The organism is Pseudomonas sp. BCRC 81390, from assembly GCF_030341915.1.
Classification (GTDB): domain Bacteria; phylum Pseudomonadota; class Gammaproteobacteria; order Pseudomonadales; family Pseudomonadaceae; genus Aquipseudomonas.
The window spans coordinates 997,772-1,023,712 of sequence record NZ_JATAAG010000066.1 but is presented as its reverse complement, the minus strand read 5'-3'; the positions used below and the strand labels follow the sequence as shown (position 1 = coordinate 1,023,712).

Sequence of the window (25,941 nt, the reverse complement as noted above, 5' to 3'; positions counted from 1 at the left end):
AGCGGGCGCGCCCGCGAAGAGGCCGGCTCAGGAGAAACTTTGATGCCTGGAGCCCACGCATGCCCCTAGCCGTCCAGTTCACCCAGGTTTCCCGTACGTTCGGCGAGGTCACCGCCGTCGACCAGGTCAGCATCGACATCCTCGATGGCGAGTTCTTCTCCATGCTCGGCCCGTCTGGCTCGGGCAAGACCACCTGCCTGCGCCTGATCGCCGGCTTCGAGCAGCCCAGCAGCGGCTCGATCCGTATCCACGGCGTCGAGGCCGCCGGCGTGCCGCCGTACCTGCGTGACGTCAACACGGTGTTCCAGGACTACGCACTGTTCCCGCACATGAACGTCCTGGACAACATTGCCTACGGCCTGAAGGTGAAAGGCGTGGCCAAGGCCGAACGCCACGGCCGCGCCGAAGAAGCACTGGCGATGGTGGCCCTGGCCGGCTACGGCGCACGCAAGCCGGCACAGCTGTCTGGCGGGCAACGCCAGCGCGTGGCCCTGGCCCGCGCCCTGGTCAACCGGCCACGGGTACTGCTGCTGGACGAACCCTTGGGCGCGCTGGACCTGAAACTGCGCGAGCAGATGCAGGGTGAACTGAAAAAGCTCCAGCGTCAGTTGGGTATCACGTTCATCTTCGTCACCCACGACCAGACCGAGGCGCTGTCGATGTCTGACCGGGTGGCAGTATTCAACCGCGGCCGGATCGAGCAGGTCGACACCCCGCGCAACCTGTACATGCAACCGGCCACGCCCTTCGTCGCCGAATTCGTCGGTTCCTCAAACGTGCTGCGCGGCGAACTGGCGATGGCGCTCCACGGCAGCCCGGCGCCGTTTTCCATCCGCCCCGAGCACATCCGCCTGGGCGGCCCGGTTGCTGGCGACCAGGCGGTGCAGGTCAGTGGCGTGCTGCGCGATATCCAGTACCAGGGCAGTGCCACCCGTTACGAGCTGCAGCTCGACAGTGGCCAGCTGTTGGCGGTAAGCCAGGCCAACGACCGCTGGCAGGTGCAGGCACAGGCCTGGCAACCTGGGCAACGGCTACAAGCGCACTGGCCGCGGGAAGCCATGACCGTGCTGCAGGAAAGCGGGAGCCGCTGACATGGGTAGGCTACGCGAGCTGTCCAACCTGCTGTACCGGCGCCCCAACCTCTACCTGGCGTTGCTGCTGGTGCCGCCACTGACCTGGTTCGGCGCGATCTACCTGGGCTCGCTGCTCAACCTGCTGTGGCAGGGTTTCTATACCTTCGACGACTTCACCATGGCGGTGAGCCCGGAGCTGACCCTGGGCAATTTCGCCGCCCTGTTCAACCCGTCGAACTTCGACATCATCCTGCGCACCCTGGGCATGGCGGTGGCGGTGTCGCTGGCCAGTGCAGTGCTGGCCTTCCCCATCGCCTATTACATGGCGCGCTACACCAGCGGCAAGACCAAAGCATTTTTCTACATCGCGGTGATGATGCCGATGTGGGCCAGCTACATCGTCAAGACCTACGCCTGGACCCTGCTGCTGGCCAAGGGTGGCGTGGCCCAGTGGTTCGTCCAGCAACTGCACCTGGATGCCCTTTTGCAAACCGTGCTGGCAGTACCGGGGGTGGGCGGCAGTACCCTGTCGACATCACACCTGGGGCGCTTCATGGTGTTCGTCTATATCTGGCTGCCATTCATGATCCTGCCCATCCAGGCCTCGCTGGAACGCCTGCCACCTTCCCTGCTGCAGGCCTCGGCAGACCTCGGCGCCCGACCTCGGCAAACCTTCGTGCAGGTGATTCTGCCGCTGTCGATCCCGGGCATTGCTGCCGGCTCGATCTTCACCTTTTCGCTGACCCTGGGCGACTTCATCGTGCCGCAACTAATCGGCCCGCCTGGCTACTTCATCGGCAGCATGGTCTATGCCCAGCAAGGAGCGATCGGCAACATGCCGATGGCCGCCGCCTTCACCCTGGTACCGATCGTGCTGATCGCGGTATACCTGTCGTTGGTCAAGCGCCTGGGAGCCTTCGATGCACTCTGAAAAAGCTTCGATCGGGCTGCGCCTGGCCGCCTGGGGCGGCCTGCTGTTCCTGCACTTTCCGATCCTGATCATCTTCCTCTATGCCTTCAACACCGAGGATGCGGCGTTCAGCTTTCCGCCCAAGGGCTTTACCCTCAAGTGGTTCGCCGTGGCGTTCGCCCGGCCCGATGTGCTGGAGGCGATCCAACTGTCACTGCAGGTGGCCTGCCTGGCCACGCTGATCGCCCTGGTGCTGGGCACGCTGGCCTCGGCGGCGCTGTACCGGCGCAGCTTTTTTGGCAAGGAGAGCATTTCGCTGCTGCTGATCCTGCCCATCGCCCTGCCCGGTATCATCACCGGTATCGCCCTGCTCTCGGCGTTCAAGAGCCTGGGCATGGAACCCGGGGTGTTCACCATCGTGGTCGGCCACGCCACCTTTTGCGTGGTGATCGTCTACAACAATGTCATCGCCCGCCTGCGGCGTACTTCGCAGAGCCTGATCGAAGCCTCGATGGACCTGGGCGCCGATGGCTGGCAGACCTTCCGCTACATCATCCTGCCCAACCTTGGCTCGGCGCTGTTGGCCGGCGGCATGCTGGCCTTTGCCCTGTCGTTCGACGAGATCATTGTCACCACCTTCACCGCCGGCCACGAACGCACCCTGCCGATCTGGTTGCTCAACCAGCTCAGCCGCCCGCGTGACGTGCCGGTGACCAACGTGGTCGCCATGCTGGTGATGCTGGTGACCATGCTGCCAATCCTTGGCGCCTATTACCTGACCCGTGGCGGCGAAAGCGTCGCGGGCAGCGGCAAATGACCCTGGAGGAGTCCCCCGATGCAAACGCAGATGCTGATCAATGGCCAGCTGGTCGCTGGCGAAGGCCCGGCCTGGACCGTACTCAACCCGGCGCTGGGCAGCGCCCTGGCGCAGATCAACGAAGCCACCGAGGCGCAGGTGGACAGCGCCGTACGCGCCGCCGACCAGGCCTTCGACAGCTGGTCGCAAACCAGCCCCAAGGAGCGTGCACAGGCGTTGCTGGCATTGGCCGACGCCATCGAAGCGCATGGCGATGAACTGGCCCGGCTGGAGTCGCAGAACTGCGGCAAGCCGCTGAGCGCCGCATTGAATGACGAGATCCCGGCGATTGCCGATGTGTTCCGCTATTTCGCCGGTGCAGCACGCTGCCTGGGTGGCTCGGCAGCGGGCGAATACCTGCCGGGGCATACCTCGATGATCCGCCGCGACCCACTGGGCGTGGTCGCCTCGATCGCGCCGTGGAACTACCCGTTGATGATGCTGGCCTGGAAGATCGCCCCGGCCCTGGCCGCGGGCAACACGGTGGTGATCAAGCCCTCCGAGATGACCCCGCTGACCGCCCTGCGCCTGGGCGAACTGGCCCTGGACCTGTTGCCGCCGGGGGTGTTGAACATCCTCTTCGGGCGCGGCCAGACCGTCGGCACCCCGTTGGTCACACACCCCAAGGTACGCATGGTTTCGCTGACCGGCTCGATTCCCACCGGCGCACACATCATCAGCGCTACCGCCGACAGCGTGAAACGCATGCACATGGAACTGGGCGGCAAGGCGCCGGTGCTGGTGTTCGACGATGCCGACCTCGACGCGGCCATCGACGGCATCCGCACCTTCGGCTTCTACAACGCTGGCCAGGACTGCACCGCTGCCTGTCGGTTGTATGTGCAGGACGGCATCTACGAGCGCTTCGTCGAACGCCTGGGTGAAGCGGTAGCCAGCCTCAAGCCCGGGCTGCAGGAAGCCGAAGACACCGAGCTGGGGCCACTGATCAGCGCCCAGCACCGCGACAAGGTCGCTGGCCTGGTACAGCGGGCCATTGCCCAGCCGCATATTCGCCTGGTGACCGGCGGCAAGGCGATCGAGGGTGACGGTTTCTTCTTCGCGCCGACGGTGTTGGCCGATGCCCTGCAGGACGACGAGATCGTGCGTAACGAAGTGTTCGGCCCGGTGGTGTCGGTCACCCGCTTCAGCGACGAAGCGCAGGCGCTGGAATGGGCCAACGACTCCGACTACGGCCTGGCCTCATCGGTATGGACCCGCGACACCGGCCGCGCCCACCGCCTGGCGGCGCGCCTGCAGTATGGCTGCACCTGGGTGAACACCCACTTCATGCTGGTCAGCGAAATGCCCCATGGCGGGCAGAAGCATTCGGGGTATGGCAAGGACATGTCGATGTATGGGCTGGAGGATTACACCTGTGTGCGGCATGTGATGATCAAGCATTGAGGGAAGTTTGGGGTAGGTCGCTGGATTCTTGGCGCCTGCGATATCGTGCGCCGCGCGGGCGGCGCTCGATATCAGCCCTACCGATTATTTCCGCCCACCACCACACTCCGACGATGCTAATCCCGTAAATCCGACTCGTGAATCGGGTTGGCCCGGCTGGTCGCGCGCTGGTATTGCGCTGGCCAGGTGGCCTTGTTGCCGCCCAGGTCATCATCGGCGTGCAGCGGCCAGTACGGGTCGCGCAGCAGTTCGCGGGCAAGGAAGATGATGTCGGCCTGGCCAGTGCGCAGAATGTGCTCGGCCTGGGCCGGTTCGGTGATCATGCCCACGGTGCCGGTGGCGATTTCCGATTCCTTGCGCACACGCTCGGCGAAACGGGTCTGGTAGCCGGGGCCGGTGGGGATCTCGGCATTGACCGAGGTGCCGCCGGAGGACACGTCGATCAGGTCGACGCCCAGGCCGCGCAGGCGGCGCGCCAGCTCGACGGTTTCATCCGGGTTCCAGCCGTCCTCGACCCAATCGGTCGCCGACACCCGCACGAACAGCGGCAGTTCGGCCGGCCACACCTTGCGCACGGCCTCGACCACCTGCAAGGTCAGGCGGATACGGTTTTCGAAGCAGCTGCCGTACTCGTCACGGCGCTGGTTGCTCAGTGGCGACAGGAACTGATGCAGCAGGTAGCCATGCGCGGCGTGGATTTCAACGACCTTGAATCCGGCTTTCAGGGCGCGCTCGGTCGAGGCGACGAACGCGTCGATCACACCCTGGATTTCGTCCTGGCTCAACTCACGGGGCGTGGTGTGCTGCGGGTCGAAGGCAATCCTCGAGGGCCCCACCGGCTGCCAGCCGCCCTCTTCCGGCTTGACGCTGCCTTGCTTGCCCAGCCATGGCCGATAGGTACTGGCCTTGCGCCCGGCGTGGGCCAGCTGGATACCCGGCACGACGCCCTGGGCGGTGATGAAGCGGGTGATGCGCTGCAACGGGGCGATCTGCGCATCATCCCACAGGCCGAGGTCTTCGGCGGTGATGCGGCCATCGGCGGTTACCGCCACGGCTTCGGTGATGACCAGGCCCGCGCCACCCACGGCGCGGCTGCCAAGATGAACAAGGTGCCAATCGTTGGCCAGGCCATCGACAGCGGAATACTGGCACATCGGCGAAACGGCGATGCGGTTGGGCAGGGTCAGCTGACGCAGGGTGTAAGGCTCGAGCAGCAGGCTCATGAGGGCACCTCCCAATGACTCCAATGGTGATCCGGCCCGGACACTCAATTGCACGTCCCTGGCCCGGGTCCGGTCAATATTCAGACTAGACCAGAATGATTGGGGAGAAGGTTCCCTGAAAATTCGGTACGGTCAGCGCGGCTCCATGTGGGCAATCATCAACTGCACGGTTTCATTGCCACGAAACTCGTTCACATCCAGCTTGTAAGCCAGTTCCACCCACCGCACCGTCGGGTTCGGCCACACTTCGCGGTCGATGCCAAAGGCAATACCGTCCAGCCGCACCGACCCGCACTCGCTCTTGAGCACCACCTTCAGGTGACGCTCACCCACCACGCGCTGCTCCACCAGCTGGAACACGCCATGGAACAGCGGCTCGGGGAAATGCTGGCCCCAGGGGCCGGCATGGCGCAGGGCCTTGGCCAGGTCGAGGTGGAATTCCTCCACTGCCAGGCTGCCATCTGACAGCAGGCGGCCGGTCAGGTCGTCTTCTGCCAGATGACGCCGCACCTCTTCGTCGAACGCCTGGGCAAATGCCGGGAAATTCGCCTCGGGCAGCGACAACCCGGCGGCCATGGCATGGCCGCCGAACTTGCTGATCAGTTGCGGGTGACGCGCCGCCACGGCATCCAGCGCATCGCGAATATGGAAGCCCGGCACCGAACGCGCCGAGCCCTTGAGCATGCCCTCGCCGGCATCAGCGAAAGCGATGGTCGGCCGGTGGTAACGCTCCTTCAGGCGCGAGGCCAGGATACCGATCACACCCTGGTGCCAGTCCGCATCGAACAGGCACAGACCGTAGGGCATCGACTCGATCGGCAGGTCCTTGAGCTGGGCCAGGGCCTCACGCTGCATGCCCTGCTCGATTGACTTGCGGTCCTGGTTCAGGTCGTCCAGCTGCTGGGCCATGTCCAGCGCCAGGGCCGCGTCCTCGCACAACAGGCATTCGATACCCAGGCTCATGTCATCCAGGCGCCCGGCAGCATTCAGCCGCGGGCCGAGGATGAAACCGAGGTCGGTCGAGGTGATGCGCCGGTGGTCGCGACGGGCCACTTCGAGAATGGCCTTGAGCCCCGGGCGGGCGCGGCCGGCGCGGATACGCTCGAGGCCCTGGTGCACCAGGATGCGGTTGTTGGCGTCCAGTGGCACTACGTCGGCGACGCTGCCCAGGGCGACCAGGTCGAGCAGTTCGCCGATGTTCGGCTGTGGCTGCGTCTCGTAGCGCCCAAGGCTGCGCAGGCGTGCACGCAGGGCCATCAGCACGTAGAAGATCACCCCGACCCCGGCCAGCGCCTTGCTCGGGAAGGTGCAGCCCGGCTGGTTGGGGTTGATGATGGCGTCGGCCGCGGGCAACTGTTCACCCGGCAGGTGGTGGTCGGTCACCAGCACCTTGAGCCCCGCCGCCTTGGCCGCCGCGACCCCGTCAACACTGGAAATGCCGTTGTCCACGGTAATCAGCAGTTGCGGCTGGCGTTGCAGCGCCACCGCGACGATCTCCGGGGTCAGCCCGTAGCCATACTCGAAGCGGTTGGGCACCAGGTAGTCGACATGTGCTGCGCCCAGCAGGCGCAGGCCCAGCACGCCGACCGTACTGGCAGTGGCACCGTCGGCATCGAAGTCGCCGACGATCAGGATGCGTTGACGCTGGTCGATGGCCTCGACCAGCAGGTTGACACCGGCTTCGATACCCTTGAGCTGCTGGAACGGCAGCAGGCGCGCCAGGCTTTTGTCCAGTTCGGCCTCGCTCTGCACGCCGCGTGCAGCGTACAGGCGGGTCAGCAAGGGGGGCAGGTTACCGAGGAATGGCAGGGTCGGTGGCAGCGGGCGAGGTTCGATACGCATGGAGTGTCTCAGCCACGCTCACCCAGCAGCCATTCCAGTTGCACTTCGTGCTGGCCGCGGTCATCAGTGACGAACAGCGTGCCCTCACTGATCATCACATCCCACTTGATACTGCGGGGCATGTCGGTGGCAAGCGTTTCCAACACTTCTTGCGGAACGGCGGCGATGCTCAGGTTCTTCAGGCCTTTGACCGCGTCCAGCACCTTGTTCTGCCAGACGCGCAGGCTGCCGTAGGCCAGCAGGCTGGTACGCTCGGTACGGCGCGAACACCAGGTCAGGCGCTCGGCGTCCGGCTGGCCCACTTCGATCCAGTGCAGGATGCGATCGTCCAGGCTCTTTTCCCACAGGGCCGCTTCGTCGACGTCGGACAGGCCGCGGCCGAAGGCCAGGTTCTCGTTGTACCACAGCGCATAGGCCAGCAAACGCACGGCCATGCGCTCTTCGGTTTCCGAAGGGTGGCGGGCGATGGTCTGGCGGACGTTTTCGTATACGCCACGATCGAGGTCGGTCAGGTTCAGTTCGAATTTGTAGGTGGTAGACGGCTGGGCCATGGTCGACGGGCTTCTTGCGCAAGAAAAGTGGCACAGTCTAACCGATCCTGCCCTTGGTTGCGCCGCGGCAGTATCTGCCGCTTGCGAGCTATGATAAAACCACGCCTCTGCCCAGCTGCCACGGATGCCTCATGCCTACGCCCAGCAAACCCCTCGCCGGCCTCAAAGTCATCGAACTTGGCACCCTGATCGCCGGGCCGTTCGCCTCGCGCATCTGCGCCGAATTCGGCGCCGAGGTGATCAAGGTCGAATCGCCCGATGGCGGCGACCCGCTGCGCAAATGGCGCAAGTTGTACGAGGGCACCTCGCTGTGGTGGTTCGTACAGGCCCGCAACAAGCAGTCGCTCACCCTCAACCTCAAGCACCCCGAGGGCCGCGAGATTCTCAAGCGCCTGCTGGCCGGGGCTGACATCCTGATCGAGAACTTCCGCCCGGGCGTGCTGGAAAAACTCGGCTTGGGCTGGGACGTGCTGCATGCCCTCAACCCGCGCCTGGTGATGGTGCGCCTGTCGGGTTTTGGCCAGACCGGGCCGCTGAAGGACCAGCCAGGCTTCGGCGCCGTGGGCGAGTCGATGGGCGGCCTGCGCTACATCACCGGTTTTGACGACCGTCCGCCGGTGCGTACGGGCATTTCCATCGGTGACTCGATTGCCGCCTTGTGGGGCGTGATCGGCGCGCTGATGGCCCTGCGCCACCGCGAGGTCAACGGCGGTGACGGCCAGGTGGTGGATGTGGCGCTGTACGAGGCGATTTTTGCCATGATGGAAAGCATGGTCCCGGAATTCGACGTGTTCGGCTTCATCCGCGAGCGCACCGGCAATATCATGCCGGGGATTACGCCCTCCTCCATTCATACCAGTGCCGATGGCAAGCATGTGCAGATCGGCGCCAACGGCGATGCGATCTTCAAGCGCTTCATGCAGGCCATTGGCCGCAGCGACCTGGCCGACGACCCGAGCCTGGCTACCAATGATGGCCGCGACCTGCGTCGCGACGAGCTGTACGGGGTGATCGATCGCTGGGCCAACAGCCTGCCGCTGGACCAGTTGATGCAGGTGCTGACCACGGCCGAAGTACCGGCCAGCCGCATCTATTCGGCCGAAGACATGTTCAACGATCCGCAGTACCTGGCGCGTGAGATGTTCCTGCAGGCCCGGCTGCCGGACGGCAAGCCATTCCGCATGCCTGGCATCGTCCCCAAATTGTCGGATACCCCCGGCTCGGCCGAGTGGGTCGGCCCGGCGCTGGGCGAGCACACCGAGGGGCTGCTCGGCAAGCTGGGCTACGACGCGACTGCCATCGCCAACCTGCGCGCAGCCGGCACGGTCTGACCCTGACGCTGGCCCGGCTCATGTGCGCTGCCCGTTACCTACATCGCCTGGTGCTGCTGTGCGGGCTGTTGCCGGCACTGCTGCTGCAACCGGCCGGCGCCAAGGAGCGCCTCTTCTGGCTGGTGCGCGACCTGCCGCCGTTCACCATCCTCGAAGGCCCGGAAAAGGGCCAGGGAGTGATCGACCAGCTGTTGCCTCGGCTGATCGCCCAGATGCCCGAGTACGACCACAGCATCGTGCGGGTCAACCGCGCCCGCGGCATCCAGATGCTGCAAGACCGCAACAGCTTCACCTGTGACCCGACCTTGTTATGGACACCGGAGCGCGCCGAATACGTGCGCTTTTCCATGCCGTCGCTGGGCGTGCTCAGCGGTGGCCTGGTGCTGCGCAAGGACAGCCAGGCGCTGGTGGAGCCTTACCTCGACGACCAGCAGGTAGATCTGCATGCCCTGCTGAGCAAGACCATGCTGCAGCTGGGGGTGGTTGCCGAACGCAGCTACGGCACGCAGATCGACGCGATCCTGCGCCAGCTGCCCGACACCGTGCTCAACCGCCACTATGGCAACGATGCCACCGCCAACCTGCTGCAGATGCAGCAACTGGGGCGCTTGCGCCTGGTGCTTGGGTACTGGCATGAAGTGCGCTACTTGGTCCAGCAGCAAGGCGGGTCGCTGGATGACTATCGGTTCTATCCTGTGCAGGGAGTCAACCGCTTTCAGTTTCTGCATGTGGGGTGCTCGGACTCCGAGCTGGGGCGTGCAGCCATCGCACATATCGACCAATTGCTGCCTGCCCTGCGCCAGGAAGTGTTGCCGACGCAATATGCGCGCTGGCTGGATCCGGCGTTGCAGGAAGGCTACCTGGAAGAGAGCAAGCGCTTTTTCGAAGACCACTGATTGCCTGTTCCGGCAGCCCGAAAAAGAAACCCCGGACGCTGGGGAACACGTCCGGGGCCAAGCGAAAGTCCTTGGGGGACTTCCTGCGGCAACCCTGACAACGCCGGAGCAAAGCATTGGCTGGCTGCCCTACAGTGTCTGATCAACCAGTCAGGCAAAGGTTCCTGGGGGTTGCTGGCGCTGCTGCAGTGCTGCGATGACACAAGGCTGCAAACGCCCCTCGGCGATCTGCAAGTCACGGTGCAAGCCATCCACCAGGTCTATCAACAGGCGATGTTCCTGCAACTGGCGTTCGCTGACCGTACGCCGCAAGATCACGTCGGCCAACGGGTCGCGCACGGTCAACTGGCGATTACCCTGGGCATCGGCGGCGCCAAGGTCGGCCTGGTAGGGGGTCAGGGCTTCGTTGAGCAGTCTGCAGATTCTTTCCATCCGGATCACTCGCTGCGTGGTGGGATATAAAGGAACTGACCAACAGACGCAGCGGAAAGTTCGTCACATCGCGCCTGCATCAGTGAGCATGCGGGGTGCACGTGACAGTATGAATACGTCGCCAGGGGCGTACCTGCAATGCCTGCAAGGCATGCTGCAAGCGAGGCATCGAAAGCGGCCAAGGTAATTCGGCGAGCACCCACAGGCCGCGGTTTCTCGCTTCCTGGGCAAGGTTTTGCTGCTTGTCGCTAGCGTGGCCGACAAACAACAAGGCGCGTGCACGCTGTTGTTCGAGCAAGGCCAGGCCGGCCTGGGGGGGCATCGCATGGTCGAGGATCAGCAGGTCGGGGCGACGCTCCACAGCCAGGCAAGCATCGAGTTCAGTGCTGGTTGCGCTGACCCGCACGTCGAACACACCCTGGGCATTGAGCGCCTGGTGCAGGAGAATCTGGTGCGATGGGCGAGCCTGGTGGATCAACACGTAGGGCTGGTGCATGAGCCGCTCCTGAGGGGAGGACCGGCTACTCTAGGCGCTGTAAAGGCTGTACCTGAATAGGATGTTTCTGAGAGGGGCGTGAGAAAAAGCCGAGATGTTGGGGGCGCTTTGCGGCCTTTCGCGGCACAAGGCCGCTCCCACACGGAAACGCGAGGTTCCTGCAGGAGCGGCCTTGGTCGAGCTGGGTTGCCGCGCAGCCCCAAGCAATGCGATTACAGCGGCTTGCCGCGGTTCCCGTGTTGGCTGACAAAGCCCTGCACGGCCTTCAGGTCATTGGCCAGCACTGTGCAGCGCTCTTCACGGCTGAACAGGTCGCTGAGGTGCGCCGGCAGTTCCAGCGCCTTGCCCACACCGGCCTTTTCCACCGCTTCCGGGAACTTCACCGGGTGCGCGGTACCCAGGACCACCATCGGCGTGTCGAGGCTGCGGCGGCACTCGCGCGCGGCCTTGACGCCAATCGCGGTGTGCGGGTCGAGCACCTCGCCGGTGGCAGCGAATACCTCGGCGATGGTTTCGCAGGTCTGCTCGTCAGTCACGGCCAGCGAGTCGAACAGTTTGCGGGCTTCGGTCCAGCGGTCCTGTTCGACGCTGAAACCACCGCCCTGCTTGAAGTTCGCCATCAGCTCGGCAATCGCGCCACCGTTGCGGCCGTGCAGGTCGAACAGCAGGCGCTCGAAGTTGGACGACACCATGATGTCCATCGACGGCGACAGGGTCGCATGCAGGGTTTCCTTGACGTACTGATTGCCGCTCATGAAGCGGTGCAGGATGTCGTTGCGGTTGGTGGCGACGATCAGCTGGCTGACCGGCAGGCCCATGTTGCGCGCCAGGTAGCCGGCGAAAATGTCACCGAAGTTGCCAGTCGGTACCGAGAACGCGACCGAACGGGCCGGGCCACCCAGCTGCAGGGCAGCGTGGAAGTAGTAGACGATCTGGGCCATGATCCGCGCCCAGTTGATCGAGTTGACCGCAACCAGGCGGGTGCCCTTGAGGAACGACTGGTCGGCGAAGCTGGCCTTGACCATTTCCTGGCAGTCATCGAAGTTGCCTTCGATGGCGATGTTGTGGATGTTGTCGCCGAAGATGGTGGTCATCTGCCGACGCTGCACTTCCGACACGCGCTGGTGCGGGTGCAGGATGAAGATGTCGACGTTGTCGCAACGGCGGCAGCCTTCGATGGCGGCGGAGCCGGTGTCACCGCTGGTGGCGCCGATGATCACCACGCGCTCGTTGCGCTTGGCCAGTACGTGGTCGAGCAGGCGCCCAAGCAGTTGCAGGGCGAAGTCCTTGAACGCCAGGGTCGGGCCGTGGAACAGCTCGAGCACCCACTCGTTGCTGTTCAGCTGGCGCAGCGGTGCCACGGCAGCATGGGCGAACTCACCATAGGTTTCTTCGAGGATCTTCTTGAAGTCGGCATCGGCGATGCTGCCTTCGACGAACGGGCGCATGACCCGGAAGGCCAGCTCGTGGTACGGCAGGCCGGCCCACGAGGCGATTTCTTCCTGGGTGAAGCGTGGCAGGTTCTCTGGCACGTACAGGCCGCCGTCACTGGCCAGACCGGCCAGCAGGACGTCTTCGAAATTCAGGGCCGGTGCCTGGCCGCGGGTGCTGATATAGCGCATGGGTGCAAACCTTCGATACTGGGGCCGGGCCGCGCAGGCGGCCCGACGGCAAAATTAATTGAGCTGTTCGACGCGAATGCGCACGACCTTGCCGACCACGTCCTGCAGGGCTTCCAGGGCGACGATGGCATCGTTGATGTGCTGCTCGACCACGCCATGGGTCAGCAGGATCATCGGCACCAGCCCGTCCTGCTCCTCGGCTTCCTTCTGCATGATCGACTCGATGTTGATGCCACGCGCCGAGAGGATGCTGGCCACCTGGGCCAGTACGCCCGGGTGATCCTTGGCCTGGATGCGCAGGTAGTAGGCGCTCTTGCAGGCTTCGATCGGCAGGATCGGGTGAGCCGACAGCGAGTCCGGCTGGAAGGCCAGGTGCGGTACGCGGTTTTCCGGGTCGGAAGTCATCGCCCGCACCACGTCGACCAGGTCGGCGACCACCGACGAAGCGGTAGGCTCCATGCCGGCACCGGCGCCGTAGTACAGGGTGGAGCCGGCAGCATCGCCATTGACCATGACCGCGTTCATCACGCCATTGACGTTGGCGATCAGGCGGTCGGCCGGGATCAGCGTCGGGTGTACCCGCAGCTCGATGCCGTCGGCAGTGCGGCGCGCCACGCCCAGGTGCTTGATGCGGTAGCCCAGGGCCTCGGCGTAGTTCACGTCAGCGGTGGTCAGCTGGGTGATCCCCTCGGTGTAGGCCTTGTCGAACTGCAGCGGGATGCCGAACGCGATCGAGGCGAGGATGGTCAGCTTGTGTGCGGCATCGATGCCTTCGACGTCGAAGGTCGGGTCGGCTTCGGCGTAACCCAGCGCCTGGGCTTCGGCCAGAACGTCAGGGAAGGCCCGGCCCTTCTCACGCATTTCGGTAAGGATGAAGTTGCCGGTACCGTTGATGATGCCAGCCAGCCAGTTGATACGGTTGGCCGACAACCCTTCGCGGATGGCCTTGATCACCGGAATGCCACCGGCCACGGCCGCTTCGAAAGCGACGATGACGCCCTTCTCGCGCGCCTTGGCAAAGATTTCGTTGCCGTGCACGGCGATCAGCGCCTTGTTGGCGGTGACCACGTGCTTGCCGTTTTCGATGGCCTTGAGCACCAGGTCGCGAGCCACGGTGTAGCCACCGATCAGCTCGATGACAATGTCGATCTCCGGGTTGCTGGCAACGTCGAACACATCAGCGGTAATGGGGGTACCGGTAATCTGGCAGTTCGGGTTCTGCGAGCGCATGGCGATCTGTGCCACTTCAATACCGCGCCCGGCACGGCGGGCAATCTCCTCGGCGTTGCGCTGAAGTACATTGAAGGTTCCGCCACCGACGGTCCCCAACCCACAGATGCCTACTTTGACCGGTTTCACTGTGAACTCCCCATTGAACGGCCGACACCTTTGCCGGCCGTGAAACATGCCGTCACCCCATGACGACGGCGCACTGAATTGGATTACCTGGCCAGTGCCAGCTTGGCGACCTGCGGTGCCGGCTGGTAGCCCGGAATGACCTGGCCGCTTTCCAGCACGATCGCCGGTGTACCGTTGACACCGATCGACTGGCCCAGCTGGAACTGCTTGCTGACCGGGTTGGCGCACTTGGCAGCCTTGATCTCCTCGCCTTCGACCATCTTGTCCATCGCCGCACGGCGATCGCTGGAGCACCACACGGCCTGCAACTGCTGGTCACCCGGCGAGCCGAGGCCCTGGCGCGGGAAGGCGACATAACGCACTTCGATACCGCGGCGGTTGAGCTCGGGCACTTCGGCGTGCAGCTTGTGGCAGTACGGGCAGGTGGTGTCGGTAAACACGGTGATGTGCGATTTGGTCTCGCCCTTGGCAGGATAAACCACCATCTCGGCGGCTGGAATGCCGTTGATGAGCTTGGCGATACCCAGGCGCTCGGCCTTCTCGGTCAGGTTGACCGGCTTGCCGTCCTGGATCTGGAACAGGTAGCCCTGCATCACGAACTGCCCGTCAGCGCTGGCGTACAGCACGCGGCCGCCTTGCAGCTTGACTTCATACAGGCCGCTGACCGGGCTGCTGGCCACGCTTTCGACGGGCACTTCCAGCTCGAGGTTCTGCAACGATTTACGGATGGCCTGCTCGGCGCCGGCAGTGCTGTCGGTTGCTGCGGCAACGGCAAAGGTACTGGCCAGCGCCAACGCGGTGGCGGCGAAAAACTGGGTCACGCGCATGGGAACTCCTGAAGGCGGACAGGGGCCGGGGGGCGTCACCTGCGCAAAATGCGCGGTGGCAATGCGGCCCTTGGTGCAAACCGCTCAAGCCTACCACATCACACCGCCGATGAAGGGCCTTGCAAGGACCGGTCGGCGGAACATGAAAAACATTCATCCACGCGGGTGATGCTGGGCGTGCAACTGTTGCAGGCGGGCCTTGGCGACATGGGTGTAGATCTGCGTGGTCGACAGGTCGCTGTGGCCCAGCAGCATCTGCACCACACGCAGGTCGGCGCCGTGGTTGAGCAAGTGGGTGGCGAAGGCATGGCGCAGGGTATGCGGCGACAACGGCTTGTCGATGCCGGCCACCCGGGCGTGGTGCTTGATGCGATGCCAGAACGTCTGGCGAGTCATCTGTTCGCCACGCTGGCTGGGAAACAGCACGTCGCTGGGGCGGCCATTGAGCAGTTCGGCGCGGCCGTCGCGCAGGTAGCGCTGCAGCCACACCACCGCTTCTTCGCCCATGGGCACCAGGCGCTCCTTGCTGCCCTTGCCCATTACCCGCAGCACGCCCTGGCGCAGGTTGACCTGGTCGAGGGTCAGGCTGACCAGTTCGGTAACGCGCAGGCCGCAGGCGTAGAGCACTTCGAGCATGGCGCGGTCACGCTGGCCGATGGCTTCGCCCAGCTCCGGGGCCTGCAGCAAGGCTTCGACGTCGGCTTCGGACAGCGACTTGGGCAGGGGCTTGCCCAGTTGCGGCATGTCCACTTGCAGGGTCGGGTCAACGGCCACCAGTTTTTCCCGCAGCAGGTAGCGGAAAAAGCCGCGCAGGCCGGACAGGAAGCGTGCCGTGGAACGTGGCTTGTAGCCCTGGTCGAGGCGCCACGCCAGGTGGTCGAGGATCAGCTCGCGGCCGGCGTCGGGCAGGCTGACCGAACGTTCCTGCAGCCAGCCGTTGAACAGGGCCAGGTCGCTGCGGTAGGACACGCGGGTGTTGTCGGACAGGCCTTTTTCAAGCCACAGGGCATCGAGGAACTGGTCGATCAGGGGGTGGTCTAGGGCGGGCATTCGAAGCTGCTGGGTATTGGAGGTGAGGCTAGTGTTTCATAGCAGCTTGGGGTTGTCTGTACTGGCAGATCACTGCGTGATCAGTGTGGGAGCGGGTTACCCGCGAAGAAAACATCGCGCTGGATGGCACAGGCTTCGCCCGTGTTCGCGGGGCAAGCCCGCTCCCACAGGAATTACGCCAGCTTTGAACATTTGAGCAAGACAGTTGCTCCCGCAACTGTCTTGCTCAATTTCTAAAAGCTGGCGCGGTCCCTGTGGGAGCGGGCTTGCCCGCGAAGAGGCCGCAGCAGGTCGACATCAGGCGTCGGGCAGCACAGGCACCGGGCGCTTGTCCTCGTCGATGGCAACGAAGCTGAATACCCCATGAATCGCCCGCTCGCGCCCGTCCAGGTACATGTTCTCGACGAACACATCCACCTGCACCTGCAAGCTGGTATTGCCAACCTTGATCACCGAACCCACCAGTTCGACGATCGAACCTGCCGGGATCGGGTGCTTGAAGTCGATACGGTCGGTGGACACGGTCACCAGGGGCAGACGGCAGAAGCGCGTGGCGGCGATGAACGACACTTCGTCCATCCAGGCCAGGGCAGTGCCGCCGAACAAGGTGTTGTGGTGGTTGGTGGTGTTGGGGAACACCGCCTTGGTCACGCGGGTCACCGACAGTTCGGTGCGGCGCTGGATTTCCTGGTCTCGGGGGGTCATGACAATCACATCTACGGGTTTCAAAACGCAAAAAAGCAGCCCGAAGGCTGCTTTTTTCTCGCTAGGCGGCCGCGGCCACCGGGCAAACTGCACTCAGGACAGTTTTTCCTTGATGCGAGCGGCTTTGCCGGACAGGTCGCGCAGGTAGTACAGCTTGGCTTTACGCACGTCACCACGACGTTTCACGGCCAGGCTGTCGATCTGCGGGCTGTAGGTCTGGAAGGTACGCTCTACGCCAACGCCGCTGGAGATCTTGCGCACGGTGAAGGCGCTGTTCAGACCGCGGTTACGCTTGGCGATAACGACGCCTTCGAACGCCTGCAGACGGGAACGCTCACCTTCCTTCACTTTAACCTGAACGACAACGGTGTCGCCTGGTGCGAAGGCCGGGATTTCCTTGCTCATCTGCTCGGCTTCGAGCTGCTGGATGATCTTGTTGGTCATGCTGTGCTCCTAAGATGGATACGCGATCCACCATCGATACGTTTAACTATCGTCCCGCTCGCGGAGATATTCCTCGAGCAGCTTCTTCTCTTCTCCAGAAAGCGAGCGACTTTCCAGAAGATCGGCGCGTCGTTCGAAGGTCCTACCAAGGGACTGCTTCATTCTCCAACGCCGGATGTGTGCATGGTTGCCACTTAGCAACACGTCGGGAACACGCTGATCCGCATACACCTCAGGTCGGGTGTAGTGCGGGCAATCGAGCAGACCGTCGGTGAAGGAGTCTTCTTCCGCCGAGTCCACATGCCCTAAAGCTCCGGGCAGCAGCCGTGTAACCGCATCGATCAGTACCATGGCCGGCAGCTCGCCACCGGAAAGCACATAGTCGCCAATCGACCACTCCTCATCGACATGAGCCTCGATAAAGCGCTCGTCGATGCCTTCATAACGACCGGCGATCAGGATCAACGATTCCTGTTCGGCCAGGCCTTTGACCGCCTGCTGGGTCAGCTTGCGGCCTTGTGGCGAAAGGTAGATCACCTTCGCCGCTGCTCCGGTCGCCTGCCTGGCGTTGACCAGGGCGTCTTCCAGAGGCTTGATTTTCATCACCATGCCCGGACCACCGCCAAACGGCCGATCATCCACCGTGTGGTGACGATCTGTGGTGTAGTCCCGCGGGTTCCAGCAAGTCACCTGAAGCAACCCCTGTTTCACCGCGCGGCTGGTAATGCCGTACTCCGTGATGGCCGAGAACATCTCGGGGAACAACGTGATGACGTCTACGCGAAGGTTACCCATCGTCTAGAAGTCCGCGTCCCACTCAACCCGCATCACGCCTGCTTCCAGGTCGATACCGAGCACGCATTGCGCCGTATAGGGCAACAGACGCTCGCGATCATCCAGGCTGCCTGCGCAGGGCTTGACCACCATGACATCGTTCGCACCGGTCTCCAGCAGGTGATCGACCTTGCCGAACAGCTGTTCGTCCTGGTTGATGACCTTCAGGCCTACCAACTGGTACCAGTAGTACTCGTCGGCCGCCAGGCTGGGCAAAAGGCTCCGCGGAATGCAGATTTCGTAACCACTCAGAAGACGGGCTTCATCACGGTCATCGAGACCTTTCAGCTTCACGACCAGGCCCTTCTGGGAGCCACGACCGTTGACCAGCTCGACCTGCTTTACCTTGCCTTCGTGCCGAAGCGTCCAGCGCGGATAATCCAACAGGTTTTCAATCGGATCGGTAAAGGAATACACCTTCACCTCGCCGCGAACGCCGTGAACCGAAAAAATCTTGCCAACGACGATGAGGTCGTCAGCCTTTTCTGGCGTCGCGTTCATACTGCTCAGGCAGCAGCCTTGGCAGCGTCCTTCAGCAGCTGAGCAACGCGCTCAGACGGCTGTGCACCCTGGCTCAGCCAGTAGTTGACGCGCTCTTGGTTGACCGACAGCTTGACTTCGGCGCCAGCAGCGATCGGGTTGAAGAAACCTACGCGCTCAACGAAACGGCCGTCACGGGCGTTACGCGAGTTGGTCACGGTCAGGTGGTAGAATGGGCGCTTTTTCGAGCCGCCACGGGCCAGACGAATGGTTACCATGTGAACATCGTTCCTATAGTCGGTGCTGCAGTTGATACAGCAGCTGGTACTGCAAATCTGAATGCCAAATAGGCACACGGGTGCCCAAAAGGCCGCATATTCTCGGGGAATACACGGACATTTGCAAATGACTTTTTCGGCAAGGCACCGCCCTGCCGTCCAGATTCGCCGGTTGAGCCGCGAAATTCGCGGCCATTGCCCCACCAAGGCGGGGGTTCAGGAGGCCGGCCGGACAACCGGCAGGCATCCGGAATAGGGGTTACAGCTTGGGCATGCCGCCGCCAGGCAGCATCCCGCCCAGGCCACGCATCATCTTGGCCATGCCGCCCTTGGCGGAAAACTTCTTCATCATCTTCTGCATCTGCTTGTGCTGCTTGATCAAGCGGCCGACGTCCTGCACCTGGGTGCCGGAACCGATGGCGATACGGCGCTTGCGCGAGCCACTGATCAGCTCCGGATCGCGGCGCTCGGCCGGGGTCATGGAGTTGATGATCGCTTCCATCTGCTTGAACTGCTTCTCGGCCGCGCCCTGGGCGTTGCCCATCTGCGACAGGTTGACCCCGCCGATGCTCGGCAGCTTGTCCATCAGGCCGCCCAGGCCGCCCATGTTCTTCATCTGCTGCAACTGGTCGCGGAAGTCTTCGAGGTCGAAGCCCTTGCCCTTCTTCAGCTTCTTGGCCAGCTTGTCGGCCTTGGCCTTGTCGATGTTCTGCTCGGCCTGCTCGATCAGGCTGAGCACATCGCCCATGCCGAGGATGCGCGAGGCGACGCGGTCGGGGTGGAACGGCTCGAGCGCTTCGGTCTTCTCGCCCATACCGATGAACTTGATCGGCTTGCCGGTGATGGCCCGCACCGACAGGGCGGCACCGCCACGCGCGTCACCGTCGACCTTGGTCAGCACCACGCCGGTCAGCGGCAACGCCTCGCCAAACGCCTTGGCGGTGTTGGCGGCGTCCTGGCCGGTCATGGCATCGACCACGAACAGGGTTTCGATCGGCTTGACCGCGGCGTGCAGCGCCTTGATCTCGTCCATCATGTCGGCATCGATGTGCAGACGGCCGGCGGTATCGACGATGACCACGTCGATGAACTTCAGCTTGGCTTCCCGAATGGCCGCTTCGGCAATGGCCACGGGCTTCTGACTGATGTCGGACGGGAAGAAGGTGACACCGATGTCGTTGGCCAGGGTTTCCAGCTGCTTGATCGCCGCCGGGCGGTAGACGTCGGCAGACACCACCATCACGCTCTTCTTCTTGCGCTCCTTGAGGAAGCGCGCCAGCTTGCCGGCGGTGGTGGTCTTGCCCGCACCCTGCAGGCCGGCCATCAGCACCACGGCAGGCGGTGCAGCGTTCAGCGCGAGGTCTTCGTTGGCCGCGCCCATCAGGCTTTCCAGCTCGGCCTGGACGATCTTCACGAAGGCCTGGCCCGGGGTCAGGCTGCGCGACACTTCGGTGCCGACCCCACGTTCCTTGACGCTGTTGACGAAATCCTTGACCACCGGCAGGGCGACGTCGGCCTCGAGCAGGGCCATGCGCACTTCGCGCAGCGTGTCCTTGATGTTGTCTTCGGTCAGCTTGGCCTTGCCGGTGACATGGCGCAGCGTCTGTGACAGGCGGTCGGTCAGGTTTTCGAACATGGTGATCCTTTCAGGCCCAGTAAAAGCCGAGGTTTGTCAGGCGCCCAGGGCGGAATGCACACCCGCCGGGCACAGCAAGGCGGCGATTATAGCGAAGTGCGGCGGCGGCGCACACCTTGCTGGCGGCCTGGTAGATATTCGGTGGCTGTGCCGGCCTCTTCGCGGGTGAACCCGCTCCCACAGGGTCTGCACCACATTCGCAACCGGTGCCGTGCCTGTGAGAGCGGGTTCACCCGCGAATGCCACGCCGCGGTCTGCCAGTCTTCCTAGAGCGCCGGGATCTATGCCAAACTCCGTCTCTTTAAAGGCTCGCCAACCAGGACTTATGGTCTCCTCACCCAGCCTCATCCCCAACCTGATCGCCGCCGTCCTCTATATAGCTGCGGCCGTCTACCAGGGCACGTTCCTGGCCCGCAACCGCAAGGCCGACAAGCGCCTGCTCGCCCTGCTCGGCGCCTTCGCGGTGCTCGCCCAGGGCGGAGCGCTGTTCTTCCAGCTGATCACGCCGCTGGGCCTGAGCCTGGACTTCTTCAGCGCCGCCAGCCTGATCGCAGTGGCAGTCATCGCCCTGACCCTGCTGGCCTGCCTGCGCATACCGGTGGAAAACCTGCTGGTGCTGCTGTTCCCACTGGGCGCGGTGACCGCGCTGCTGGCGCAGTTCGCGCCCCCCGGCACAGTGCCGCTGATCGACGAGGAGCCGGGCATCCTCGCTCATATCCTGCTGTCGATCCTGGCCTACGGCCTGTTCACCATCGCGGTGTTCCAGGCGCTGCTGTTGCTGCTGCAGGACCGCCAGCTGAAAAACAAGCATCCATCCGGGCTGATCCGCAACTTCCCACCGCTGCAAACCATGGAAAGCCTGCTGTTCGGCTTCCTCTGGGCCGGCTGGTGCCTGTTGTCGCTGTCGCTGATCTCCGGCTGGCTGTTCCTCGACAACCTGTTCGCCCAGCACCTGGCGCACAAGACCTTGCTGGCCTGTGTCGCCTGGGTGGTATTCAGCGTGCTGCTGTGGGGCCGCACCCGCCTGGGCTGGCGTGGCCACAAGGCCATCCGCTGGACCCTGGCCGGTTTCTGCCTGCTGATGCTGGCCTATTTCGGCAGCAAGCTGGTTCGCGAATTCATCCTGCATATCTGACGGCCGCCCATGGATACCCTGCCGTACGCACCGCTATTCGGCACCCTGGCACTGGCGCTGTTGTGGTCGGCACTGTTCACTGCCGTGGATGCCGCCCGCCAGCTGCTCAATGGCGCGCGCAACGGCGATGACGGCCCAGCGCTGCCCGCCCAGGCGCTGGTGCTGTGTGCCAGCCTGGGCAAGTTGCTGGTGCTGGGCCTGGCCTGCCTGATCGGCCAGCGCCACAGTGGCGAGCACGGTTTCTGGCTGGCGGGCCTGGCCGCCACCCTCACCTTGCTGGTGTTCGCCGAGTACCTGCCACGCCGCCTGGCCCGGCGCACCCCGCAGGCCTTCGTCAGCCTCGGTGCCAGCCTGCTGAAAGTGCCCCTGGCCCTGCTGCAACCACTGGCCTGCCTGCTGGATGGCATCGCCAGGCTGATCCTGCGCCCGTTCCGCGTGCAACCCACGGCGGTGGCCGTGCATCCGCCGGAAGTAGATGATTTCGACGAGGACGACGAGCACGAAGCGCCGCGCCATGGTTTGCTCGACGGCCTGCAGTCACTGGACAAGATCACCGTCAACGACATCCTGGTGCCACGCAACGAAGTGGACGGTATCAACCTCGACGAGCCGATTCAGCGCATCATCGAGCAACTGATCGTCAGCCGCCACACCCGCCTGCCGGTGTACCACAGCGACATCAACCAGGTTGAAGCGATCCTCAACACCAAGCTGATCAGCCACCTGCTGCCCAAGGCCGAGCTGACCCTGGAGAAACTCCACAGCGCCTGCTACGAGCCCTATTTCGTCCCGGAAAGCACGCCCCTGCAGATGCAACTGCTGAACTTCCACAAACAGCAACGCCGCCTGGGCGTGGTGGTGGACGAGTACGGTGAAGTACTGGGCATCGTCACCCTGGAAGACATCCTCGAAGAAATCGTTGGCGAATTCGAGGACGAGCACACCCTGGACAACCCCCACGTCCACCCGCAGCCCGATGGCACCTTCGTCATCGACGGCACCGCTTCGCTGCGCGAAATCAATCGCACCCTGGGCTGGCACCTGCCCTGCGACGGCGGGCCGAAGACCCTCAACGGGCTGGTCACCGAAGCGCTGGAAAGCATCCCGGAAAGTGCCGTTTGCCTGAAGATCGGCCGCTATCGCCTGGAAATCCTCGAAACAGAGGACAATTGTGCCAGCAAGGTACTGGTGTGGACCGTGACCCGATAGCTATACTCGGGCCACGCTTACCCAGCCTCGCCGTCCCGCCTGCTATCCGCACCCGGCGCTCCACGGCCAGTCCGCCCCACTGACACGCCCTGCGGTCCTGCTTCAACACCCCGAACAGTGCCCGCCCCCGCCCCTATCCCCCTTGGGCTATCGTCAGTCTGGCGTGCACAACAACAAAACGCTCCGGCGCCCGCGCTGCCGTGCTGGCTTTTCTGCTTCGCACGCCGTCGCCGGCCACGCCCATGGAGCCGGATCAGACTGTCAGGGACCTACTCAATGACAACCAGCAGCACTTATGCCGCAGCGCCTGCCGCGCCGGTCAACTCGCCCGCGCGGGTCGCCACTGCCAGTTTCATCGGCACCGCCATCGAGTTCTATGATTTCTACGTCTACGCCACTGCCGCCGCCCTGGTGATCGGCCCGGTGTTCTTCCCTTCCGGGTCGGGCACCGCGCAGATGCTGGCGGCCTTCCTCACCTTCGGCATCGCTTTCCTGGCGCGCCCGCTGGGTTCGGCACTGTTCGGTCATTTCGGCGACCGCATCGGCCGCAAATCGACCCTGGTCGCCTCGCTGTTGCTGATGGGCGTGTCCACCACGGCCATCGGTGTGTTGCCGGGCTATGACAGCATTGGCGTATGGGCGCCGATCATCCTCTGCCTGTTGCGCTTCGGCCAGGGCCTGGGCCTGGGTGGCGAATGGGGTGGCGCGGCGTTGCTGGCCACCGAGAACGCACCGCAAGGCAAGCGTGCCTGGTTCGGCATGTTCCCGCAGCTGGGGCCGTCGATCGGCTTCCTCGCCGCCAACGGCCTGTTCCTGACCCTGGCGCTGGTGCTCAGCGACGAGCAGTTCCGGGCCTGGGGCTGGCGCATTCCGTTCCTGCTCAGCGCGGCGCTGGTGCTGGTCGGCCTGTATGTGCGCCTCAAACTCGAGGAAAGCCCGGTGTTCGCCAAGGCAGTCGCGCGCCAGGAGCGGGTGAAAATGCCGGTGGTCGACCTGTTTGCCAGACACTGGCGGCCTACCCTGTTGGGCGCAGCGGCCATGGTGGTGTGCTACGCCCTGTTCTATATCTCGACGGTGTTCTCGTTGAGCTACGGCGTGACCACGCTGGGCTACAGCCGCGAAACGTTCCTTGGCCTGCTGTGCTTTGCGGTGGTGTTCATGGCCTTGGCCACGCCCCTGTCGGCCTGGCTCAGCGACCGTTACGGGCGCAAGCCGGTGCTGGTGGTCGGCGGCCTGCTGGCGGTGCTCTCGGGCTTTACCATGGAACCGCTGCTGACCTCGGGGTCGACCACAGGCGTGGCGCTGTTCCTGGCCATCGAACTGTTCCTGATGGGCGTGACCTTTGCACCGATGGGGGCACTGCTGCCGGAACTGTTCCCGACCCACGTGCGTTACACCGGGGCGTCGGCTGCGTATAACCTGGGCGGGATCGTCGGTGCTTCGGCGGCACCGTTCTTTGCTCAGAAACTGGTGAGCATGGGTGGCTTGAGCTGGGTCGGCGGCTATGTGTCGGCGGCAGCGGTGATCAGCCTGCTTGCCGTGCTGTGCCTGAAAGAGACTCGCAATACGGCACTTTGAATGAATGGGGCCGCTTCGCGGCCCCATCCGGTCTCCGATCAGAATTCGACCTTGACCGCCTGTGCAGCACGGGTCGCCTTGGCCCGCGCCAGCTCGACCGACTCGTCCCGCGCCAGGCATACGCCCATGCGCCGCGTACCGTTGATTTCCGGCTTGCCGAACAGGCGAATGGCGGTATCCGGCTCGCTCAGCGCCGCGCCCAGGTTGGCGAAGCTGGTTTGCTGCGACTGGCCTTCTGGCAGGATCACCGCCGAGGCCGACGGGCCGAACTGGCGCACGGCTGGAATCGGCAGGCCAAGAATTGCCCGGGCATGCAGGGCAAACTGCGAGAGGTCCTGGGAAATCAGCGTTACCAGGCCAGTGTCATGCGGGCGTGGCGACACTTCGCTGAACCACACCTGGTCCCCCTTCACGAACAGCTCCACACCGAACAGGCCACGGCCGCCCAGGGCATCGGTGACCGCCTTGGCCACACGCTGCGACTCGGCCAGCGCCTTCGGGCTCATGGCCTGCGGCTGCCACGACTCCTGGTAGTCGCCTTTTTCCTGGCGGTGGCCGACCGGCTCGAGGAAGGTGGTGCCGCCGACGTGGCGCACGGTCAGCAGGGTGATTTCGTATTCGAAATCGATGAAGCCCTCGACGATCACCCGGCCCTTGCCGGCGCGGCCGCCCTCCTGGGCGTAGGCCCACGACTGCTGCAGGTCGGCAGCGCTGCGCAACAGGCTCTGGCCCTTGCCCGACGAACTCATCACTGGCTTGACCACGCACGGGTAACCGACATCGGCCACGGCCTTGGCATAGTCTTCATAGGTGTCGGCGAAGTGGTACGGCGAGGTCGGCAGGTCCAGCTCCTCGGCGGCCAGGCGGCGGATGCCTTCACGGTTCATGGTCAGCTGGGTGGCGCGGGCAGTCGGCACCACGTTGAAACCTTCGTTTTCCAGCTCGACCAGGGTGGCGGTGGCGATGGCTTCGATTTCGGGGACGATGTAATGCGGTTTCTCGGCCTCGATCACGGCGCGCAGGGCAACGCCATCGAGCATGTTGACCACGTGGCTGCGGTGCGCCACCTGCATCGCCGGGGCATTGGCGTAGCGGTCGACGGCGATCACTTCGACGCCCAGGCGCTGCAGCTCGATCACCACTTCCTTGCCCAGCTCGCCACAGCCGCAAAGCAGTACACGGGTCGCGGTGGGCGACAAGGGGGTTCCGATACGGGTCATTTCAGGTCCTCGAAGGCGTCCGGGGCCGCACCTGGCTTGGCGCCGCCCGCTGAAAAAGGACCGCTATTCTACACCATCAACCGACGGCGGCAGCGCGCCGGGCGCGAAATGCCATGGCCAGCCACACCGCGGTGACCCCGGCGAACTTCGAGGCCATGGCCGTGCCGATCACGGCCGGGGTCAGGGCACCGATCATGCCGAAGAAGATGAACGTGTCCACCGGGATGCTCAACGCCGAGCTCAACCACAAGCGGTCGCGCAGCGGGCGGCGGGTAATGCTGAACACCAGCCAGTCGATCAGTTCGGAAATGAAGAAGGCGGTGGCACTGGCCAGCGCGATGGCCGGCTCCGAGGTGACATAGGACAACACCAGCGCCACCAGCATGGCGACCAGCGCGCCATGGCCGAAGCGGGTCTGCACCATGTCGCGCAGGATGAACACCAGGCCGCCCCAGGCGGACCAGATGATGTCCAGGTGCGGCGCGCTGGAGAAGGCGTAGTTGATCAGCACTACGCTGCTGATGTAGGCAAGCAGATAGAACATGGGGAG

Annotated in this window: 26 protein-coding genes; 9 read left to right on the top strand and 17 right to left on the bottom strand. The window is 64.1% G+C overall.

What is annotated here, in order from left to right:
• Positions 1-59: 59 nt before the first annotated feature.
• From QSV36_RS21375 to QSV36_RS21360, 4 genes are read left to right on the top strand one after another with little or no spacing between them, the layout of a single operon-like run.
• Positions 60-1,091, top strand: coding sequence for an ABC transporter ATP-binding protein (locus QSV36_RS21375; RefSeq protein WP_289134177.1), 1,032 nt, complete (start codon positions 60-62; stop codon positions 1,089-1,091).
• Position 1,092: 1 nt separating this feature from the next.
• Positions 1,093-2,004 (top strand): ABC transporter permease, encoded by a 912-nt coding sequence (locus tag QSV36_RS21370; protein ID WP_289134175.1) that lies wholly within the window; start codon positions 1,093-1,095, stop codon positions 2,002-2,004.
• Entirely contained in the window at positions 1,994-2,800 is an 807-nt protein-coding gene (locus QSV36_RS21365) for an ABC transporter permease (RefSeq protein ID WP_289134173.1), read from the top strand. Before QSV36_RS21370 ends, QSV36_RS21365 begins: the two co-directional genes overlap by 11 nt.
• An 18-nt stretch (positions 2,801-2,818) precedes the next feature.
• Positions 2,819-4,243, top strand: coding sequence for a gamma-aminobutyraldehyde dehydrogenase (locus QSV36_RS21360; RefSeq protein WP_289134172.1), 1,425 nt, complete (start codon positions 2,819-2,821; stop codon positions 4,241-4,243).
• A 116-nt stretch (positions 4,244-4,359) separates the two neighbouring features.
• On the opposite strand, the gene QSV36_RS21355 is transcribed toward QSV36_RS21360, so the two are convergent.
• The 3 genes from QSV36_RS21355 to QSV36_RS21345 all read right to left on the bottom strand — a co-directional run bounded on the left by QSV36_RS21355 (position 4,360) and on the right by QSV36_RS21345 (position 7,859).
• Complete coding sequence (locus QSV36_RS21355) at positions 4,360-5,466, bottom strand: NADH:flavin oxidoreductase/NADH oxidase (RefSeq protein WP_289134171.1); 1,107 nt, start codon at positions 5,464-5,466, stop codon at positions 4,360-4,362.
• 132 nt (positions 5,467-5,598) lie between these two features.
• On the bottom strand, positions 5,599-7,308 hold the full coding sequence (gene recJ / locus QSV36_RS21350) for a single-stranded-DNA-specific exonuclease RecJ (protein WP_289134168.1): 1,710 nt from the start codon (positions 7,306-7,308) through the stop codon (positions 5,599-5,601).
• Between the two features lie 8 nt (positions 7,309-7,316).
• Entirely contained in the window at positions 7,317-7,859 is a 543-nt protein-coding gene (locus QSV36_RS21345; RefSeq protein ID WP_289134166.1) for a YaeQ family protein, read from the bottom strand.
• A 131-nt stretch (positions 7,860-7,990) separates the two neighbouring features.
• On the opposite strand from QSV36_RS21345, the gene QSV36_RS21340 reads away from it, so the two are divergent.
• Positions 7,991-9,190 (top strand): CaiB/BaiF CoA transferase family protein, encoded by a 1,200-nt coding sequence (locus QSV36_RS21340; RefSeq protein WP_289134164.1) that lies wholly within the window; start codon positions 7,991-7,993, stop codon positions 9,188-9,190.
• Positions 9,191-9,210: 20 nt separating this feature from the next.
• Positions 9,211-10,086: a TIGR02285 family protein gene (locus QSV36_RS21335; RefSeq protein ID WP_289134162.1), complete on the top strand. Its 876-nt coding sequence runs from the start codon at positions 9,211-9,213 to the stop codon at positions 10,084-10,086.
• Positions 10,087-10,236: 150 nt separating this feature from the next.
• Here the strand turns inward: QSV36_RS21335 and QSV36_RS21330 are convergent, their stop codons facing one another.
• The 12 genes from QSV36_RS21330 to ffh form a co-directional block, all read right to left on the bottom strand.
• Entirely contained in the window at positions 10,237-10,518 is a 282-nt protein-coding gene (locus QSV36_RS21330) for a DUF3509 domain-containing protein (RefSeq protein ID WP_289134160.1), read from the bottom strand.
• A gap of 79 nt (positions 10,519-10,597) precedes the next feature.
• Positions 10,598-11,014 carry a response regulator gene (locus QSV36_RS21325; protein WP_289134158.1) on the bottom strand — a complete coding sequence of 139 codons (417 nt, stop codon included), beginning with the start codon at positions 11,012-11,014 and terminating at the stop codon, positions 10,598-10,600.
• A gap of 212 nt (positions 11,015-11,226) precedes the next feature.
• On the bottom strand, positions 11,227-12,636 hold the full coding sequence (gene thrC, locus QSV36_RS21320) for a threonine synthase (protein WP_186687233.1): 1,410 nt from the start codon (positions 12,634-12,636) through the stop codon (positions 11,227-11,229).
• Positions 12,637-12,690: 54 nt separating this feature from the next.
• On the bottom strand, positions 12,691-13,995 hold the full coding sequence (locus QSV36_RS21315; RefSeq protein WP_225780645.1) for a homoserine dehydrogenase: 1,305 nt from the start codon (positions 13,993-13,995) through the stop codon (positions 12,691-12,693).
• A gap of 83 nt (positions 13,996-14,078) precedes the next feature.
• Positions 14,079-14,822: a thioredoxin fold domain-containing protein gene (locus tag QSV36_RS21310; RefSeq protein ID WP_289134154.1), complete on the bottom strand. Its 744-nt coding sequence runs from the start codon at positions 14,820-14,822 to the stop codon at positions 14,079-14,081.
• Positions 14,823-14,975: 153 nt separating this feature from the next.
• Complete coding sequence (xerD, locus tag QSV36_RS21305) at positions 14,976-15,872, bottom strand: site-specific tyrosine recombinase XerD (protein WP_289134152.1); 897 nt, start codon at positions 15,870-15,872, stop codon at positions 14,976-14,978.
• A gap of 297 nt (positions 15,873-16,169) precedes the next feature.
• Positions 16,170-16,577, bottom strand: a complete 408-nt coding sequence (locus QSV36_RS21300; protein WP_289134151.1) for an acyl-CoA thioesterase — start codon at positions 16,575-16,577, stop codon at positions 16,170-16,172.
• Positions 16,578-16,670: 93 nt separating this feature from the next.
• Entirely contained in the window at positions 16,671-17,021 is a 351-nt protein-coding gene (gene rplS / locus QSV36_RS21295) for a 50S ribosomal protein L19 (protein ID WP_225780641.1), read from the bottom strand.
• A 42-nt stretch (positions 17,022-17,063) separates the two neighbouring features.
• Positions 17,064-17,816: a tRNA (guanosine(37)-N1)-methyltransferase TrmD gene (gene trmD, locus QSV36_RS21290; RefSeq protein WP_028634846.1), complete on the bottom strand. Its 753-nt coding sequence runs from the start codon at positions 17,814-17,816 to the stop codon at positions 17,064-17,066.
• A gap of 3 nt (positions 17,817-17,819) precedes the next feature.
• A complete protein-coding gene (gene rimM / locus QSV36_RS21285) occupies positions 17,820-18,356 on the bottom strand; it encodes a ribosome maturation factor RimM (protein ID WP_289134148.1) in 537 nt (178 codons plus the stop codon).
• 5 nt (positions 18,357-18,361) lie between these two features.
• Positions 18,362-18,613, bottom strand: coding sequence for a 30S ribosomal protein S16 (gene rpsP, locus QSV36_RS21280; protein WP_003259424.1), 252 nt, complete (start codon positions 18,611-18,613; stop codon positions 18,362-18,364).
• Between the two features lie 259 nt (positions 18,614-18,872).
• A complete protein-coding gene (gene ffh / locus QSV36_RS21275) occupies positions 18,873-20,249 on the bottom strand; it encodes a signal recognition particle protein (protein WP_289134146.1) in 1,377 nt (458 codons plus the stop codon).
• A 325-nt stretch (positions 20,250-20,574) separates the two neighbouring features.
• Between ffh and QSV36_RS21270 the strand changes: the two genes are divergently transcribed.
• The 3 genes from QSV36_RS21270 (at position 20,575) to QSV36_RS21260 (ending at position 24,171) form a co-directional block, all read left to right on the top strand.
• Positions 20,575-21,384, top strand: a complete 810-nt coding sequence (locus tag QSV36_RS21270) for a cytochrome C assembly family protein (RefSeq protein ID WP_289134144.1) — start codon at positions 20,575-20,577, stop codon at positions 21,382-21,384.
• A gap of 9 nt (positions 21,385-21,393) precedes the next feature.
• The gene (locus QSV36_RS21265; protein ID WP_289134143.1) at positions 21,394-22,593 is read left to right on the top strand and encodes a transporter associated domain-containing protein; all 1,200 of its coding nucleotides are present in this window, start codon (positions 21,394-21,396) and stop codon (positions 22,591-22,593) included.
• A 276-nt stretch (positions 22,594-22,869) separates the two neighbouring features.
• A complete protein-coding gene (locus tag QSV36_RS21260) occupies positions 22,870-24,171 on the top strand; it encodes an MFS transporter (RefSeq protein ID WP_289134142.1) in 1,302 nt (433 codons plus the stop codon).
• A 38-nt stretch (positions 24,172-24,209) separates the two neighbouring features.
• Here QSV36_RS21260 and purT read toward each other — a convergent pair whose 3' ends face one another.
• Complete coding sequence (gene purT, locus QSV36_RS21255) at positions 24,210-25,391, bottom strand: formate-dependent phosphoribosylglycinamide formyltransferase (RefSeq protein ID WP_289134140.1); 1,182 nt, start codon at positions 25,389-25,391, stop codon at positions 24,210-24,212.
• A gap of 76 nt (positions 25,392-25,467) precedes the next feature.
• Positions 25,468-25,935 (bottom strand): VUT family protein, encoded by a 468-nt coding sequence (locus QSV36_RS21250; protein WP_289134253.1) that lies wholly within the window; start codon positions 25,933-25,935, stop codon positions 25,468-25,470.
• Positions 25,936-25,941: the final 6 nt, after the last annotated feature.